The sequence below is a fragment of the Pseudomonas sp. KCJK9016 genome, from assembly GCF_046231795.1.
GTDB classification, from domain to species: domain Bacteria; phylum Pseudomonadota; class Gammaproteobacteria; order Pseudomonadales; family Pseudomonadaceae; genus Aquipseudomonas; species Aquipseudomonas bananamidigenes.
The window spans coordinates 167,367-182,583 of the sequence record NZ_JBJJMM010000009.1 but is presented as its reverse complement, the minus strand read 5'-3'; the positions used below and the strand labels follow the sequence as shown (position 1 = coordinate 182,583).

Below are 15,217 nucleotides of genomic sequence, written 5' to 3'. Positions count from 1 at the left end.
TGGGCGGTGTCAGTAAAGGGTGTCACGCACCCGCGCCGGGGCCTCGCGATCATAAGCCTCGGCATCAAACTGCCCGTCATTCAAACGCTTGTGAAACGCGCCAGCGGTTGGCAGCGCCGAGCGCGGCAGATGGGTTTGCGGATTCCACGCATCCGAACGCACAAACGCTTTCGAGCAATGGAAGAACGCCGCCTCCACGGTCACCAGCAACACCGTGCGCGCCGGTTTGCCGTTGACTGCAAAGCTTTCCAGCAACTCCGGATCTGCGCTGATGGTTGCGGTGCCGTTCACCCGTAACGTCTCGCCAATCCCCGGAATGATGAACAGCAGCGACACCCGTGGATCGTGGAGCACGTTGCGCAAGGTATCGATGCGGTTGTTGCCCGGGCGGTCGGGCAGGGCCAGGGTGCGCTCGTCGATGATCCGCACAAACCCCGGCGCATCGCCACGCGGAGAGCCGTCGATGCCATCGGCGCCCACCGAGCTGACGATCACCAGCGGCGAGACCCGGACCATCGCCTGATAGTCTTCGTTGAGAAAACCGATCTGCTTGCGCACGGCACGTTCGTGGGGCAAGCCGTAAATGGCTTCCAGCGCTTCGATTGAATCGATCATCGTTGCTCCCTCTACGATTGGAAGAACAGGCCCATGCGCCGCTCGTAACCGATGCGCCCCTTGTACGCTTCGCCGCTGTCGACGAAGCCGTACTTGGCGTACAGCGCAATCGCGGCGTCGTTGTCGGCGTCCACCGACAGTTCCAGCCCTTTGATCTCCGGCCAGGCCTGGCGTGCAACGTCAGGCAGTGCCAGCAGGCAGGCCTTGCCGTAACCCTTGCCCTGAGCCCGGTGATCGACCTGCAAGGCATGCAAGGTGGCGCTGTGTTCATTGGCCCAGGCCGGCAACACCGGTGGGCGCTTGAGCAGCAGGAAGGCCACCGGTACGTCCTCGGCCAGCAACGCAAAACCTTTCACGCCGGGGCCGGGTTTCGACAGCAGCGTGTGCAGGGCGCCGTGGATGTCGCCGGAGAACTTGATTTGCTCCGGGTGGATTTCAATGGCCTCGACCTGTTGGCGTTGGGTGGCGTTCAGGCTTTCGTAAGGTACCAGTCGGGCTGACACGGGAATTTCCTTTTTCCTGCAAAAATGAATCCCGGATTCTAGCGATTTTGTTTGCAAGCGAATTTTTTTGTTCACATTGTCGATACGGCCGATCGCCGAACGACAAAGGGTGTCTTCACAACAAAAAACAGGGAGAACCCCCATGAGTACCCAAGCGCAGATTCAAGCCATCATCGACACCTACCGCCAGGCCGTGATGACCAAGGACGTGGACAAGGTCATGACCCTGTATGCCGATGACATCGTTTCGTTCGACGCCATCAAGGCCCTGCAATTCAAGGGCAAGGAGGCCTACCGCGCCCACTGGATCGCCTGCATGGAAATGTGCCCCGGCCCGCACATCTTCGAGTTTCACGAGATTGCCATCGAAGCCTCGGACAACATCGCCTTCGCCCATTGGGTGGCCAACTGCGGCGGCACCAATGACAAGGGTGAAACCCAGAGTTGCTGGATGCGCGCCACCGCCTGCTATCGGCTGGTTGGCGGAGCGTGGAAAATTGCCCACGAACACTGGTCGGCACCGTTCGATCCGATGACCGGCTCGACCCTGTTCGATGCGAAACCCTGATCTTCAGCCATAGTTGATCCGTCCGATTCAGGAGAACGCCATGAAGTATTTATGTCTGGTCTACAGCGATGAGCGCCTGCTGCATTCGTCGCCCGACAGCCCGGAAGACGCCGAGTGTTGGGCCTATGCCGAGTCGATCCAGGGCAGCGGCCGGATGATCGCCGCCGAAGCGCTGGAATCGGTGCAGACCGCCACCACGGTGCGCATGCGTAACGGCAAGTTGTCGATCACTGACGGCCCGTTCGCCGAGACCAAGGAGCAACTGGCCGGTTTCTACCTGATCGACGCACGGGACCTCAATGAAGCCATTCAGGTCGCCGGCCACATTCCGGCGGCCCGGGTCGGCAGTGTCGAAGTGCGTCCCGTGCGGCAGTTGAATGTCTGAGGTCAGGGTCCGGGTCGAGCAGGTCTATCGCGAAGACTCGCGGCGGATTCTCGCGACCTTGATCCGTCTGCTCGGCGATTTCGACCTCGCCGAAGAAGCCTTGCACGAGGCGTTCTTCGTCGCGGTCGAGCGCTGGCAGCGGGATGGCGTTCCGGACAATCCACGAGCGTGGCTGGTGTCCGCCGGGCGCTTCAAGGCCATCGACGTACTGCGCCGCCGTGCACGGTTCAAGGCCTCGCAGCCGTTGTTGCTGGCGCAACTGGAAGAGCTGGAACAGTCCGAATGGGACGCCGAAGACGTGGAAGACGATCGGCTGCGGCTGATTTTCACCTGCTGCCACCCGGCGCTGGCATCGGATGCACAGGTGCCGCTGACCCTGCGCGAAGTCTGCGACCTCACCACCGAAGAAATCGCCCGGGCGTTCCTCTCGGCTCCGGCGACCATTGCCCAGCGCATCGTGCGCGCCAAGGCAAAGATCCGCGACGCAAAAATCCCTTATCAAGTTCCGGGCCTGAACGAATTGCCCGAGCGTCTCGACAGTGTGCTGCGAGTGATTTACCTGGTGTTCAACGAAGGCTACTCGGCATCCGGTGGCGCCCAGGTGACCCGCGAGGATTTGACTCGCGAGGCGATTCGTCTGGGGCGGTTGTTGCTGGAGTTGTTGCCCGACCCGGAAGTCATGGGCCTGCTGGCGTTGATGCTGCTGCACGAGTCGCGACGGTCGGCGCGCTCATCGCCGGAGGGGGAACTGATTCTGCTGGATGATCAGGATCGCGAACTGTGGAATGCCGGGCTGATTGCCGAGGGCTGCGATCTGGTGGAGCGGGCGCTGACCACCGGACGCTTCGGGCCGTACTGCCTGCAAGCGGCGATTGCGGCGGTGCACGCTGAAGCGCCAACAGCAGGGGAGACGGACTGGGAACAGATCGTCGGGCTGTATGACGTATTACTGCGGGCCGTGCCGTCGCCTGTGATCGAACTCAACAGGGCAGTGGCGGTGGCCAAGCGCGACGGGGTGCAGGCCGGGTTGACCTTGATCGAAGGGATTCTGGAGCGCGGAGAGTTGCAGGATTATCACCTGGCGCATTCGGCGCGGGCGGAGTTTTGTCGGCAGTTGGGGCGGGTCGGGGAGGCTCGGGCGGCTTATACCCGGGCGCTGGAGTTGACGCGGCAGGAGCCGGAGCGGCGGTTTATTGAAGGGCGGCTTAAAGCACTGGAGTGATCCGAAAGGATCATTGGCAATATTGGCCTCTTCGCGGGCAAGCCCGCTCCCACAATTGGAATGCGATCAAATGTGGGAGCGGGCTTGCCCGCGAAGGGGCTATTTAGGTCTGTAACAATGGATCAGGCTTGCTGACGCGTAGCCGCCATCACAATCTCCCGAATACAAACCCCCTGCGGCTGCCCATACGCATAGGCAATCGCCGTCGCCACATCTTCGGCGCTCAGCACCGTGCCGCCCATGTCGTGCTTCCACGCCTGATACCCGGTCTTGATCGCCTCATCCGTGGTGTGGCTCAACAACTCGGTCTCGACTGCGCCCGGCGCAATCGTGGTCACCCGCACGTTGTGTGGCGCCAATTCTTCACGCAGGTTTTCCGACAGGCCATGCACCGCAAACTTGGTGCCGACATACGCCACGTGGTTCGGGAAGGTCTTGCGTCCGGCCACCGAGCTGACATTGATGATGGTGCCGTGCTTGCGCTCGATCATCCCGGCGACCACCGCGTGCACGCCGTTGAGCAGGCCCTTCACGTTGACGTCGAGCATCTGGTCCCACTGCGCCGGATCCTGTTTGCCCATCTCGCCCAGCAGCATCACCCCGGCATTGTTGATCAGCGCGTCGGCCGGGCCGAACTGCGCTTGCGCCTCGGCCACAGCGGCCAGCAAGGCGTCGCGGTCGGTGATGTCGACGCGGCGGTTCAGGGTGTTCGGCAGGGCCAGTGCTTCCAGGCGTTCAATGCGCCGGGCCAGCAACAGCAGCGGGTGACCGGCAGCGCTCAAGCGGCGGGCGGTGGCTTCGCCGATGCCCGAGCTGGCGCCGGTGATGATGATCAATGGCTTGCTCATGGTTGAACTCCTGAAATAAGAAAAACAAATAACCAGATTCGGGACGCAGTATATTTAGCCCGCTGGAGGCTGAAAAATGCCTTATTTCTCTGTCTGCTATCGGAATCTCCTATGGATATCCGCCATCTCAAGGCCTTCCTCGCCGTGTTCGAGGAGCGCAACATCACCGCCGCCGCGCAACGGCTGTTCATCAGTCAGCCCACGTTGTCGGTCACCATCAAACAGCTGGAAGAAGAACTCGGCGCGACACTTTTCGTGCGTCAGCCCCGTGGTGTGGAAGTCAGCGACGAAGCGCGGTTGCTGTACCCGCAGGCGCGACGGATGGTGGCCGAATCCGAGGCGTTGAGCCGGATGTTTCGCGGTCGCGAAAACCGTGCGCCGCTGACCCTCGGCATCGAGGGCGACATCGCTGCCAGTCACATTGAAGCCTTCGTGCGCATGGCTCATCAGGCATTGCCCAATCTGCTGCTGACGCTGGAAGAGGGTTGTCACGGTGATGGTAGGTTGGCGGTCGAGGAAATGTGCTGCGAGGACGAGTTGTTCCTGCCGCTGTGGGAAGAGTCCTATGTGATGGCGCTGCCCCTCGATCACCCGATGGCCAACGCGCAAGCCGGCTGGGCGCCGATCGAGGACTGGATCACCTGTCCGCAGCATCCGTCCCATCAGCGATTGATGGCGCTTTACGGGCGTTCGCCGCAAGCGGTGGCGGGGCATGCCGGGTCACTGCAACAGGCGTTGCACATGGTGGCGGCGGGTGTCGGGGTGGCGATGCTGCCGCAGTCGCTGGTTCGTGGGCATGAGCGGATCATCGTGCGGGCGCTGCACCTGCCGGCACCGACCCGCCGGGTGGGGTTGTGTTATGCGGCGCAGGCGCTGGAGTTGCCGGCGCTGCGCGGGTTGCATGAGTTTTTCCAGCACAACCGGCCACCGGCCATTGCCGTTGCCTGAGTCCTCACTCAAGCATCTTGCCGAGCAACCAGCTTCCCGCCGGCCCCGGCGGGTACAGCCGCGACCACAACGCATCGACGAACACCGGTTTCGGCCAGCCGCGCACGTTCAGTTCAACCAGCGAGTCGTTGCCGAAATGCGCCACCAGCCAGCGCGGCAGGGGTGCCCAGCCAAAACCTTTCTGGGCCATTTCCAGCAGCATCAGATAACTCGGCGCCGACCACACCCGGCCTTTGCCGCGACTGTCATAGGGATTGACGATGGTCGCCAGGCGCAGCTCGCGATGCTGTTCAAGGGCCGTCTGATCGACGGATTTCAGTGTCGCCAACGGATGGTTTCGGCCGACAAACAGGGCGATTTCAGTGCGCTCGGCGACGGTCGCGGTCGCCAGATCCGGCGGGTAATTGTCCTGCATCTCGGCGAACGCCAGGTGCGCGCGACCGCGTTGCACCAGTTCGATCAGGTCATCGCACTCGGCGATCAGACATTCCAGTTCCAGATCCGGATAACGCTGCTCGAAGCCCACCAATGCGGCTTCGAAACGGTCGGACTGATAAGTGTCGGAAATCGCCACCGTAAGTTTCGGCTCGACGCCCTGGGCCAATTGCCGAGCGGTCATTTCCAGTTGGCTGTTGGCTGACAGGATCGCCTCGGCCCGTTGCAGCATCACGTGGCCGGCTGGGGTCAGGCTCGGCTTGCGGCTGCTGCGGTCGAACAGAATCAGATCCAGATCGATCTCCAGACTGGCCACCGCCGCACTGATAGTGGATTGACTGCGCCCGAGTTTGCGCGCCGCCGCCGAAAACGAGCCTTGAGTCGCCGCTTGGACAAACGCCAGCAGCACTTCTTGAGAGGCCATGAACTATCGCCTTGATCGATGGTTACTGATTATGAAGTATCGGTGTAGTGCCGGATCATGGCAACCATCTTCACAGAGGACTTCGGCCATGACTGCCAACAAATCCATCACTGAACGTATTTTCCAGGCCATCGGTTTCGAACTGCTGGCGATCCTGATCTGTACCCCGCTGCTGGCGTGGATCATGGGCAAGCCACTGGTGGAAATGGGCGCCGTTACCATTGCCATCGCTTTGCTGGCCCTGGGCTGGAACGTGGTGTTCAACGGCTTTTTCGACCGGATGCTCAAGCGCTGGAACATCGCCCGCAATGCCTGGGTGCGGGTGCTGCACGCGCTGCTGTTCGAGGGCGGGCTGATCGTGATGGGCGTGCCGCTGATTGCCGGGTGGCTGTCGGTCAGCCTGTGGCAGGCGTTCCTGCTCGATATCGGCGTGTTGCTGTTCTTCCTGCCGTACACCTACCTCTACCACTGGGGTTATGACCTGGTGCGCGAGCGGCTGGTGATGCGTAATGCTTGCCAGGGATAAACACGGTTGTGGCGAAGGAGCTTGCTCCCGCTCGACGGCCAAGCCGTCGCAAAACCCGAGAATATGGTCTGACTGCATTTCCCTGCTCTCGGTTTTGGGGGTGCTTTGCACCCCAGCGGGAGCAAGCTCCCTCGCCACTTTTGCAGGATCAGAGAAACATCCCGCCCGACGCCTCAATGCGCTGACCGTTGATCCACTGCGCCCCCGGCGACAGCAACAGCGCCAGCGCGCCACCAATGTCATCCGGCTGTCCGGCGCGGCCCAGCGCGGTGTTGCTGGCGACCATGGCGTTCAGCGCCGAGTTGTCGCGCACGGCGCCGCCGCCGAAGTCGGTTTCGATGGCACCCGGTGCCAGGATGTTCACGGCGATCTGCCGCGCGCCCAGCTCCTTGGCCTGATAACGGGTCAGCACTTCCATCGCACCTTTCATCGCCGCGTAGGCCGCATAACCCGGCAGGGTGAAGCGGGCCAGACCGCTGGAGATATTGATGATCCGCCCGCCATCGTTGATCAGCGGCAGCAGTTGCTGAGTCAGGAAGAACGGCCCTTTCAACTGCACATTCATCAGCAGGTCGAACTGCTCCGGCGTGGTGTCGGCGAAGGAAGCATGCACGCCAATCCCGGCGTTGTTGATCAGGAAATCAAAGCGTGGTTGCCCGAGTTGTTGCAGCGCTTGTTCGACCCGCACGGCGAAGTCGGCAAAGCCTTCGCTGCGACCGACATCCAGTTGCAGCATCACGGCGTTGGCGCCGAGTGTTTTCAGTTCCTCGACCAGCGATTGCGCTTCATCGGCGCGGCTGTTGTAGGTGCCGATGATGTCCACGCCTTGCGCGGCAAGATGCAGGGCGGCGTTCTTGCCAAGGCCACGGCTGGCACCGGTGATCAATGCGATTTTGCGGTTCATGGGTCTTCCTCGAGAGCGGTGACGGTTGATGCAGCAAAGTTTATTTATCCGCCTTGGGGTGATAAACAGACTGAAACCGGAATCACTGGTCGGTGATTCCGAACAATCAACAGGTGGCCCATGAACAAACTGGAACTGCTGCGCACCTTCGTCCGGGTCAGCGAGTTGTCGAGTTTTACGATGGCGGGAGAGAGCCTCGGGCTGCCGCGCTCGACCGTGTCCGAGCAGGTGCAGGCCCTGGAAACCCTGCTCGGCACACGCCTGCTGCAACGCACCACCCGGCGGGTGCAGGCGACTCAGGACGGCCTCGCGCTGTACGAGCGCAGCAAGGATCTGCTGTCGCACATGGACGAGATCGAGAACCTGTTCCGTCAGGACGAGGCGTCGCTGACCGGGCGGATCCGGGTCGATATGCCGAACATTCTGTCGCGACGGCTGATCATGCCGAAGCTGCCGGAATTCATGGCGCGGCATCCGAATCTGGAACTGGAAATCAGCAGCACCGACCGTCGCGTCGACCTGCTCGCCGAAGGCTTCGATTGTGTGGTGCGCATCGGCGCGCAGCCCGATCAGTCGGTGGTGGCGCGGCACCTGGGGGATTTCAGCATGATCAACTGCGCCAGCCCTGCGTATCTGCAACGCTACGGTGTGCCGCAATCACTTGAAGACCTGGCGCAGCATCGACTGGTGCACTACGTCGGGGTGCTGGGTTCGCGTTCGGAAGGGTTTGTCTACGAGCAGGGCGGCCAGGTCCACCGCGTGCCGATGGCCGGCAGTGTCACGGTCAACAGCACCGATGCCTACGAGTCGGCGTGCCTGGGTGGTTTTGGTCTGATTCAGGTGCCGCGTACCGGCATGAACAGCTATCTGGACAGCGGCGAGATTGTGACCGTGTTGCCGCAGTACACCGCGCCGGCGATGGGCATCTCACTGCTGTATGCCCGGCAGCGGCATCTGCCGTTGCGGGTACGGGTGTTCATGGACTGGCTGGGGGATTTGATTCGTTCGACGCTCTGACTCCTGCCGCAAATCCCTGTGGGAGCAAAGGCTCTCACAGGGATTCCGGTTAATCAGAAGATCTGGGTAAACAGCCAATACAGGCTGCCCGACAGCAGAATCGCCGCCGGCAACGTCAGCACCCACGCCATCAGCAGGTTGCGGATGGTCTTCATCTGCAGGCCGCCGCCGTTGGCGACCATGGTCCCGGCCACACCGGAGGACAGCACATGGGTGGTGGACACCGGCAGGCCGAACATGTCGGCGGCGCCGATGGTCAGCATCGCCACGGTCTCCGCCGAGGCGCCCTGGGCGTAAGTCAGGTGGGTCTTGCCGATCTTCTCGCCGACCGTGACCACGATCCGCTTCCAGCCCACCATGGTGCCCAGCCCCAACGCAATCGCCACGGCAATCTTCACCCACAACGGAATGAACCGCGTGGCGTTGTCGATCTGCTGTTTGAACAGTTGCAGTTTGTTGGTGGTGTCGGCATCGAAGGTGCCGACCTTGTGCTTGTCCATCAAGCGAATGGTTTCACTGGCCAGGTACATGTCGTTGCGCACGTTGCCCATGGCCTCCGCCGGGACTTTCGACAGCGAACCGTAGCCTTTCACCTCGTCGCCAATGTGCCCGGTCAGCGCCGCGAGGGCCGGAACCAGTTGCGGTGTGGCCTGCTTGCTGCGCACGTAATCGGCCAGCACCGGGCGTGGATCGGCCGGGGCCGGCAGCGGGGCGCTTTTCACCAGCGCCTGCTGGGTGACTTCGGCCACCGCTGCGAATTGCAACGTTTGATCGGCGGGCATGGTGCGGTTCAGGGCATAGGCCATCGGCAGGGTGCCGACCAGAATCAGCATGATCAGCCCCATGCCTTTCTGGCCGTCATTGGAGCCGTGGGCGAAGGACACGCCGGTGCAGGTGGCGATCAGCAGGCCGCGAATCCACCACGGCGGCGGGGTGTTGCCGTCCGGCGCCTTGTACAGCGAACGATTCTTCACGAAGGCGCGCAGGGCCAGCAGTAACAGCGCAGCACAACCGAAGCCCACCAACGGCGACAGCAAAAGCGCGTAACCGATCTTGATGGCCTGGGCCCAGTCCACACCGCTAGTGCCGTCGCGACCGTGCATCAGGGCATTGGCCACGCCAACGCCGATGATCGAACCGATCAGTGTGTGCGACGACGAAGCCGGCAGGCCCAGCCACCAAGTGCCGAGGTTCCACAGGATCGCCGCGATCAGCAGGGCGAAGATCATCGCGAAACCGGCGGACGAGCCGACCTGCAGAATCAGCTCCACCGGCAGCAACGCGATGATGCCGAACGCCACCGCGCCGCTCGACAGCAGCACGCCGAGGAAGTTGAAGAACCCCGACCAGACCACCGCGAAATACGGCGGCAGCGAATGGGTGTAAATCACCGTGGCCACGGCGTTGGCGGTGTCGTGGAAACCGTTGACGAACTCGAAGCCCAGCGCAATCAACAGCGCCACGCCGAGCAGCAGAAAAGGGGTCCAGGTGGTGACCACCGTGCCGAGTTGGTGCATGTCGTGCATCAGGCTGTAGGCGGTGAACAGCAGCCCCATCGCCAGCACCGCAAAAAACACCACATACGTGAACGGGCCGGGTTTCTTGTCGAGCGCCGGCCTGCCACTGGAAGCGGAGGCGTGGCTGGCGGTCAGGGAGGGAGTAGCCATGGGCGGACAATCCTGAGCGGGGGAAGGAGTGTTGCCCATGATCGTTGCTAAATATTACAGAGAATCTGCGATAGATCAGTGTTTGGCGGATTAGCCCCGCATTGATATGGACGCACTGTGGAGAGGGAGCTTGCTCCCGCTGGGGTGCGAAGCGCCCCCAAGCCGTTTATCGCAATCTTTAAGGCAACCCGCCCCAAGAACTCTGCGACTGCTTTGCAGCCGAGCGGGAGCAAGCTCCCTCGCCACAGGTGGATCAGTAATCCCCGCGCTTGCGAAACGCCCAGCGCCCGGCAATCGCGGTGAACGTCGCCACCAGCGCCACCAGAATCCAGAACCCTTCCGGATCGGTGGCCAGCGGCACCCCGCCGACGTTCATGCCGAAGAAACCGGCGATGATGTTGATCGGCAACGCCAGCACCGTCACCACGGTCAGGGTGAACAGTGTGCGGTTGCTCTGTTCGTTGACGTTGGCGGCGATTTCTTCCTGCAACAGCTTGATCCGCTCGCCGAGGGCCGTGAGGTCGTTGATGATCAGCGCAAACTCCTCGGTGGACTTGCGCAGCTCCTTGACGTCTTCCTTCTGCAACCAGGACGGCGGTCGGTTGAGCAGGCGCAGCAGCGAGCCCGGTTCCAGCGCCAGCAGCCGTTGCAGGCGTACCAGCACCCGGCGGTTGGCACCGAGTTCGGCGCGGTTGGTCGACAGTCGCGAGGACAGCAACTCGTCTTCGACCTGATCGACGCTCAGGCTGGTCTTGCGCACGATCTGGGTCAGTACTTCGCCCTGGTCGCGCAACAGGTGCACGAGCAATTCCGACGGCGAGCGAAAGCACTCGCCGGCCTTCACCGACGAACGCAGTTTGTCCACCGAGTGCAACGGTTGCAGACGCGCACTGACGATCAGTTTGCTGCGCACGCAGACCCACAGCGTCGACACGTCCGACGACACCATGCTGCTGAGGTTGAACACCACGTCGTTGACCACCGCCAGTAACGCCGAATCCACATGCTCGATGCGGGTCGAGCGCGAACCTTCATGCAGCGCCTCGAAAAATTCCTGGGGCAATTGCAGATGACTTTTCATCCAGCGCTCGCACGCGGCGTGGGCCAGGTTCAGGTGCAGCCAGAGGAATTCGTCGCTGTCGCTGTCGTCCTGCAGACAGCGCAGGGCGGTCGCCGAATCCACTTCGCGCCCGCGCTCGCCCGGGCGAAAACGGAAGCCGTAAAGCAGGCCGAACAGATCAGGATCGCGATGGCTGATATCCAGGCTGTGGTTCATGAAGTCTCGCTGCAGGGAAGGCGTCGATTGCGGGATTTGCAGGTTCACCCGAGCCGCATCATCGCAACGCAATGTGACGTTTTGGTGACGATGAAATGACCTCAAAATCAATGCCTTACCGGCGGTCGGATTTTTCTCAAGAAGTGCTCTGGCACGCCGATCACGCATGAGTTAGGTTGCGCGCCTTCGGCCATGAGCCAAGGTTCGGCGACACGGATGTCCGGCCACAATTCACGCCTTGTCGGGCGTGCCTCATTCCTGTCCCGAGTACCTGCGATGCTGCAAAAATCCTTGAGAGCGCAAATTCTTGCCCTGCTGAGCGGCAGCCTGTTGGCGATGCTGTTGATCGCGCTGGCCTGCTTTCACTTCCTGTCCAACGGCGTGCAAAGCTACAGCCAGTTGATCGCCGGTCCCTTGCACACTTCGCAATTGATCGACGAAGCCAACCTGCAATTCAAGGTGCAGGTCCAGGAGTGGAAAAACGTTTTGTTGCGCGGCAAGCAACCGGCGGACCTGGCCAAATATTGGGGCCAGTTTGAAGATCGTCAGCGTGATGTGCAGAACATCCTCGGTGAGCTGGCCAATCAGAAAGGCCTCGAGCCTTCGTTGAAAACCCGCATCGAACGCCTGCGTGAAGAACACCGCCTGCTTGGCGCTGCGTATCAGAAGGGCCGTGATGCCTACGTGGCTGCCGGTGCCGATCCGGCTGCGGGCGACGTGGCCGTCAAAGGCGTCGACCGCGCCGCCAGCGACCAGATGAGCGAACTGGTGGCCGAACTGCGCAAGCAGGGCACCGAACAGTCGGCGCTGATCAGCGCCAGTGCCGATCGCACCGTGATGCTGGGGATTGTGGTGATGCTTGCCTCCGGTCTGTTGATCGGCCTGCTGAGCCTGTGGCTGGTCAACCGCAACCTGGTCGAGCCGATCCGCAACCTCATCGACTACGTCACCCAGTTGAGCAAGGGCCGTCTGGTCGAGCGTGTCGTCAGCAATCGTCAGGACGAATTGGGTAACCTGGCCGCTGCGGCCAACACCCTGCGCGATTTCCTCGCCGAAACCTTCAATCACCTGCAACGCAGCGCCAAGGATCTGGACAGTGCCAGTGGCGAGCTGAACGCCATCGCCACGCTGATGGCCGGCGGCACCAACGAGCAGTTCAACCGCACCGATCAGGTGGCCACGGCGATGAACGAAATGTCCGCCACCGCCCAGGAAGTCGCCCGTCATGCCGCCGACGCGGCGCGTGCGGCGGACGATGCCGACCAGTCCGCCCAGCAGGGCGAGAAGGTCATGCAGAGCACCATCCACAGCATCACCCAGATGCGTGGCGAAATCGCCAACACCGCCACCGTCATCCGTCGTCTGGAAGCCGACAGCGGTCGTATCGGCAAGGTGCTGGAAGTGATTCGCGGGATTGCCGAGCAGACCAACCTGCTGGCGCTTAACGCGGCCATCGAAGCGGCTCGTGCCGGTGAAGCCGGGCGTGGTTTTGCGGTGGTGGCCGATGAGGTGCGCAACCTCGCGCAGCGCACGGCGGAGTCGATCATCGAGATCAACCAGATCATCCAGAGCGTGCAGACCGGTGCGGTGGATGCGGCCCAGGCCATCGACAGCGGCCAGACCCGAAGCGATGAAAGCGTCGAGCAAGTGACCCAGGCCGGCGCGATGCTCGAGCGCATCACCCATGCGGTGGAAGCGATCCGCGACATGAACCGCCAGATCGCCACCGCCGCCGAAGAGCAGACCTCGGTGGCTGAAGACATCTCGCGCAACCTGACCGAGATCACCTCGATCGCCAGCACTAACCTCGACAACGTGCAGCGCACCGAAAGCGCCAGCCAGAACCTGCACGGCCTGTCCGGACAACTGAACGATGTCACGGCTCGCCTGAGCGTCTGACCCACCAGCGACTGTGTACCGGCCCGGTTACCGAGTCGGTACACAGTCGATCTCAATTCGTGCAGGCCGCCGCCGATGGCCGGTTAACCATAACCGTCATTGGAGAATTTCCATGGTCAGCATCACCTCTGTTTCGATCAATCAGACCGTCACCACGTCCACCGGCAAAACCTTGATAGCGGACGGCGACGGCGGCGTTGCAGGCGTCTGATTCGAGTACGTCGGGGGCGTTGCTCAGTACTTCTGCATAAGTCGCAGACATAAAAAAGCCGCACGATCCGAAAATCGTGCGGCTTTGTCGTGTGGGGCAATCAGTGATCCTGTTTGTTGCTCAGTACCTTGCCGGTGGCCGCATCCAGGTCCACGTCCCATTCCTTGCCATCGGCGGTACGCAGCTCGACTTCGTACTCATAGCCGTTGAAATGGTTGTCCAGGTCGGTGTCGACGATGGTCGCGCCCGGGTGCAGGGCCAGGGCAATCTTGTTCAGCTCTTCCAGTGGCTTGATCTTGCCGGATTTCACCAGCTCAGGGATCTGATCGACACGAACGTCAGCCTGGGCCAGGCCAGCGGTGAGGGTCAGGGCGGCAGCGGTAAACAGGGCAGTCAAAGTTTTCATCGGTTATTCCTTTGGGTGATTCGTTCAAGTGAGTTCAGGTTAATCACCGCAACTTAATTCACCCTTAAAAAACAGCGAGCAGGCCGGACTCCCTGTGAGAGCGAGCCTGCTCGCGTTACTGACGCCCGATTGAAAGATCAGAAACCGTTGTTCTTCAACACCTGATCCACACTGGCGGTGGCCGGGCGTTTGTAGAACTTCAGCAGTTCGCTGGCGCGGTTGGTGAAGATGCCGTCGACGCCGGCAGCCATGACTTTCTCGTAGTCCACCGGCTCATCGACGGTGTAGACGTGCACCAGCATTCCCTTGTCGTGGGTGTACTGGTTCATCCACGGCTGTACCAGGTCCGAATAGCTCTGATCGCCGCCGTGGGTCAGCCTGGCCGAAGGGCCGGTGCCGATGGCGCCCTGAGCCTTGGCGTAGTCGATCCACTGCTTGAATTCAGCTTCGGATTTCGGCTCCTGCTTGCCGTAGAAAACGTTCTTGTCCTTCTCGCCGGATTCGGCAAAGGTCACTTTCGATTTCGGTTCGATGCTGCCCTCACCGACCCACAGCAGCAGGATCTTCGGCACCTGCGGCATTTCCTTTTGCAGCAGTTCCAGGCTGTTCTTCTCGAAGGTCTGCAGGATCACCTTGCCGTTGCTTTCGCCGACGCTGGCGACGTTTTTGGCCGGTTTGGCGCCGGCCGGAATCAGCCAGCCACGGGCCTGGAGCTTTTCCTTCAGGTCGTGCTCGATGCCCGGGAACAGTTGCGGCTCCTTGGTCTCGATGTACAGGCCAGGTTTGTGCTGCGGATTGGCCTGGGCGATGTCGATGATTTCATCCAGGGTCAGAATCTGCAGGCCGGCGTAGGAAGGGCGGGCGCGATCCGGGTAGGCCTTGTTGTACCAGCTGCCGGCATCCAGGGTTTTCAGCTCGGCCATGGTGAAGGCATTGGCCGGGCTGTCCTTGCGGTCCGGGAACTTGGTGGCGACGTCGGTGGTGCGTTGCAGGTTGTTGTCGTGCAGGGCGAACAGCACGCCGTCCTTGCTGCGCTGCAGGTCCATTTCCAGGTAGTCGGCGCCGAGGTCGCGGGCCAGTTTGTAGGAGGCTGCGGTGGATTCCGGTGCGTCGAAGGAGGCGCCACGGTGGGCGATCACTGCCGGGCGCGGAATGCCCTCTGAGGCTGCAAGCGCAGCTGGGCTCGACGGGTTGGCAGCGTGCGCCTGGCCGAGGCCGAGCATCAGGCTCAGCAGCAGAGCGCTTTTGGTAAACGTGGCGGGCATATCGAGGTCCTTTCGCAGGGATTTTCAAAGATGTCCCTTTTAGCAACTCAAACGAAAACCTGCTATCGCAAGACCGACATAAACGTACTGAAAGCGAA

General features: G+C 61.7%; 16 protein-coding genes. 7 read left to right on the top strand and 9 right to left on the bottom strand.

The window, feature by feature from the left end; all coding sequences use genetic code 11:
- Positions 1-9: 9 nt before the first annotated feature.
- Together ACK6BI_RS11435 and ACK6BI_RS11430 are read right to left on the bottom strand one after the other, a co-directional pair.
- Positions 10-615 carry a pyridoxamine 5'-phosphate oxidase family protein gene (locus ACK6BI_RS11435; protein ID WP_409317144.1) on the bottom strand — a complete coding sequence of 202 codons (606 nt, stop codon included), beginning with the start codon at positions 613-615 and terminating at the stop codon, positions 10-12.
- Positions 616-626: 11 nt separating this feature from the next.
- Complete coding sequence (locus tag ACK6BI_RS11430) at positions 627-1,118, bottom strand: GNAT family N-acetyltransferase (protein ID WP_409317143.1); 492 nt, start codon at positions 1,116-1,118, stop codon at positions 627-629.
- Positions 1,119-1,260: 142 nt separating this feature from the next.
- Here ACK6BI_RS11430 and ACK6BI_RS11425 point away from each other — a divergent pair, with 142 nt between their 5' ends.
- The 3 genes from ACK6BI_RS11425 to ACK6BI_RS11415 are packed head-to-tail and all read left to right on the top strand — an operon-like array spanning position 1,261 to position 3,293.
- Positions 1,261-1,686: a YybH family protein gene (locus ACK6BI_RS11425; RefSeq protein ID WP_409317142.1), complete on the top strand. Its 426-nt coding sequence runs from the start codon at positions 1,261-1,263 to the stop codon at positions 1,684-1,686.
- 40 nt (positions 1,687-1,726) lie between these two features.
- Positions 1,727-2,071, top strand: coding sequence for a YciI family protein (locus ACK6BI_RS11420; protein ID WP_409317141.1), 345 nt, complete (start codon positions 1,727-1,729; stop codon positions 2,069-2,071).
- Positions 2,064-3,293 (top strand): RNA polymerase sigma factor, encoded by a 1,230-nt coding sequence (locus tag ACK6BI_RS11415; RefSeq protein ID WP_409317140.1) that lies wholly within the window; start codon positions 2,064-2,066, stop codon positions 3,291-3,293. Before ACK6BI_RS11420 ends, ACK6BI_RS11415 begins: the two co-directional genes overlap by 8 nt.
- Before the next feature lie 122 nt (positions 3,294-3,415).
- On the opposite strand, the gene ACK6BI_RS11410 is transcribed toward ACK6BI_RS11415, so the two are convergent.
- On the bottom strand, positions 3,416-4,141 hold the full coding sequence (locus tag ACK6BI_RS11410) for an SDR family oxidoreductase (protein WP_409317139.1): 726 nt from the start codon (positions 4,139-4,141) through the stop codon (positions 3,416-3,418).
- A gap of 111 nt (positions 4,142-4,252) precedes the next feature.
- On the opposite strand from ACK6BI_RS11410, the gene ACK6BI_RS11405 reads away from it, so the two are divergent.
- A complete protein-coding gene (locus ACK6BI_RS11405; protein WP_409317138.1) occupies positions 4,253-5,089 on the top strand; it encodes a LysR family transcriptional regulator in 837 nt (278 codons plus the stop codon).
- 4 nt (positions 5,090-5,093) lie between these two features.
- Here the strand turns inward: ACK6BI_RS11405 and ACK6BI_RS11400 are convergent, their stop codons facing one another.
- The gene (locus ACK6BI_RS11400) at positions 5,094-5,948 is read right to left on the bottom strand and encodes a LysR family transcriptional regulator (RefSeq protein WP_409317137.1); all 855 of its coding nucleotides are present in this window, start codon (positions 5,946-5,948) and stop codon (positions 5,094-5,096) included.
- 88 nt (positions 5,949-6,036) lie between these two features.
- On the opposite strand from ACK6BI_RS11400, the gene ACK6BI_RS11395 reads away from it, so the two are divergent.
- Positions 6,037-6,474: a multidrug/biocide efflux PACE transporter gene (locus ACK6BI_RS11395; protein ID WP_409317136.1), complete on the top strand. Its 438-nt coding sequence runs from the start codon at positions 6,037-6,039 to the stop codon at positions 6,472-6,474.
- Between the two features lie 148 nt (positions 6,475-6,622).
- On the opposite strand, the gene ACK6BI_RS11390 is transcribed toward ACK6BI_RS11395, so the two are convergent.
- Entirely contained in the window at positions 6,623-7,378 is a 756-nt protein-coding gene (locus ACK6BI_RS11390; protein WP_085709691.1) for an SDR family NAD(P)-dependent oxidoreductase, read from the bottom strand.
- Positions 7,379-7,498: 120 nt separating this feature from the next.
- Between ACK6BI_RS11390 and ACK6BI_RS11385 the strand changes: the two genes are divergently transcribed.
- Positions 7,499-8,395 (top strand): LysR family transcriptional regulator, encoded by an 897-nt coding sequence (locus ACK6BI_RS11385; protein WP_409317135.1) that lies wholly within the window; start codon positions 7,499-7,501, stop codon positions 8,393-8,395.
- A gap of 53 nt (positions 8,396-8,448) precedes the next feature.
- Here the strand turns inward: ACK6BI_RS11385 and ACK6BI_RS11380 are convergent, their stop codons facing one another.
- Together ACK6BI_RS11380 and ACK6BI_RS11375 are read right to left on the bottom strand one after the other, a co-directional pair.
- Entirely contained in the window at positions 8,449-10,062 is a 1,614-nt protein-coding gene (locus ACK6BI_RS11380) for an inorganic phosphate transporter (RefSeq protein WP_409317134.1), read from the bottom strand.
- Positions 10,063-10,315: 253 nt separating this feature from the next.
- Positions 10,316-11,338, bottom strand: a complete 1,023-nt coding sequence (locus tag ACK6BI_RS11375) for a transporter (RefSeq protein WP_065259346.1) — start codon at positions 11,336-11,338, stop codon at positions 10,316-10,318.
- Positions 11,339-11,530: 192 nt separating this feature from the next.
- Between ACK6BI_RS11375 and ACK6BI_RS11370 the strand changes: the two genes are divergently transcribed.
- A complete protein-coding gene (locus ACK6BI_RS11370; protein WP_409317133.1) occupies positions 11,531-13,237 on the top strand; it encodes a methyl-accepting chemotaxis protein in 1,707 nt (568 codons plus the stop codon).
- 311 nt (positions 13,238-13,548) lie between these two features.
- Here ACK6BI_RS11370 and ACK6BI_RS11365 read toward each other — a convergent pair whose 3' ends face one another.
- Positions 13,549-13,854 (bottom strand): PepSY domain-containing protein, encoded by a 306-nt coding sequence (locus ACK6BI_RS11365; protein ID WP_065259299.1) that lies wholly within the window; start codon positions 13,852-13,854, stop codon positions 13,549-13,551.
- A 137-nt stretch (positions 13,855-13,991) separates the two neighbouring features.
- The gene (locus ACK6BI_RS11360; protein ID WP_409317132.1) at positions 13,992-15,119 is read right to left on the bottom strand and encodes a glycerophosphodiester phosphodiesterase; all 1,128 of its coding nucleotides are present in this window, start codon (positions 15,117-15,119) and stop codon (positions 13,992-13,994) included.
- Positions 15,120-15,217 lie beyond the last annotated feature (98 nt).

Excerpts from the sequence above, each read along its gene's own strand:
- ACK6BI_RS11420 (WP_409317141.1), top strand. The coding sequence starts at position 1,727 with ATGAAGTATTTATGTCTGGTCTACAGCGATGAGCGCCTGCTGCATTCG.
- ACK6BI_RS11395 (WP_409317136.1), top strand. The coding sequence starts at position 6,037 with ATGACTGCCAACAAATCCATCACTGAACGTATTTTCCAGGCCATCGGT.
- ACK6BI_RS11380 (WP_409317134.1), bottom strand. The coding sequence starts at position 10,062 with ATGGCTACTCCCTCCCTGACCGCCAGCCACGCCTCCGCTTCCAGTGGC.
- ACK6BI_RS11425 (WP_409317142.1), top strand. The coding sequence starts at position 1,261 with ATGAGTACCCAAGCGCAGATTCAAGCCATCATCGACACCTACCGCCAG.
- ACK6BI_RS11385 (WP_409317135.1), top strand. The coding sequence starts at position 7,499 with ATGAACAAACTGGAACTGCTGCGCACCTTCGTCCGGGTCAGCGAGTTG.
- ACK6BI_RS11400 (WP_409317137.1), bottom strand. The coding sequence starts at position 5,948 with ATGGCCTCTCAAGAAGTGCTGCTGGCGTTTGTCCAAGCGGCGACTCAA.
- ACK6BI_RS11370 (WP_409317133.1), top strand. The coding sequence starts at position 11,531 with ATGAGCCAAGGTTCGGCGACACGGATGTCCGGCCACAATTCACGCCTT.
- ACK6BI_RS11405 (WP_409317138.1), top strand. The coding sequence starts at position 4,253 with ATGGATATCCGCCATCTCAAGGCCTTCCTCGCCGTGTTCGAGGAGCGC.
- ACK6BI_RS11435 (WP_409317144.1), bottom strand. The coding sequence starts at position 615 with ATGATCGATTCAATCGAAGCGCTGGAAGCCATTTACGGCTTGCCCCAC.
- ACK6BI_RS11365 (WP_065259299.1), bottom strand. The coding sequence starts at position 13,854 with ATGAAAACTTTGACTGCCCTGTTTACCGCTGCCGCCCTGACCCTCACC.
- ACK6BI_RS11390 (WP_085709691.1), bottom strand. The coding sequence starts at position 7,378 with ATGAACCGCAAAATCGCATTGATCACCGGTGCCAGCCGTGGCCTTGGC.
- ACK6BI_RS11410 (WP_409317139.1), bottom strand. The coding sequence starts at position 4,141 with ATGAGCAAGCCATTGATCATCATCACCGGCGCCAGCTCGGGCATCGGC.
- ACK6BI_RS11415 (WP_409317140.1), top strand. The coding sequence starts at position 2,064 with ATGTCTGAGGTCAGGGTCCGGGTCGAGCAGGTCTATCGCGAAGACTCG.
- ACK6BI_RS11375 (WP_065259346.1), bottom strand. The coding sequence starts at position 11,338 with ATGAACCACAGCCTGGATATCAGCCATCGCGATCCTGATCTGTTCGGC.
- ACK6BI_RS11360 (WP_409317132.1), bottom strand. The coding sequence starts at position 15,119 with ATGCCCGCCACGTTTACCAAAAGCGCTCTGCTGCTGAGCCTGATGCTC.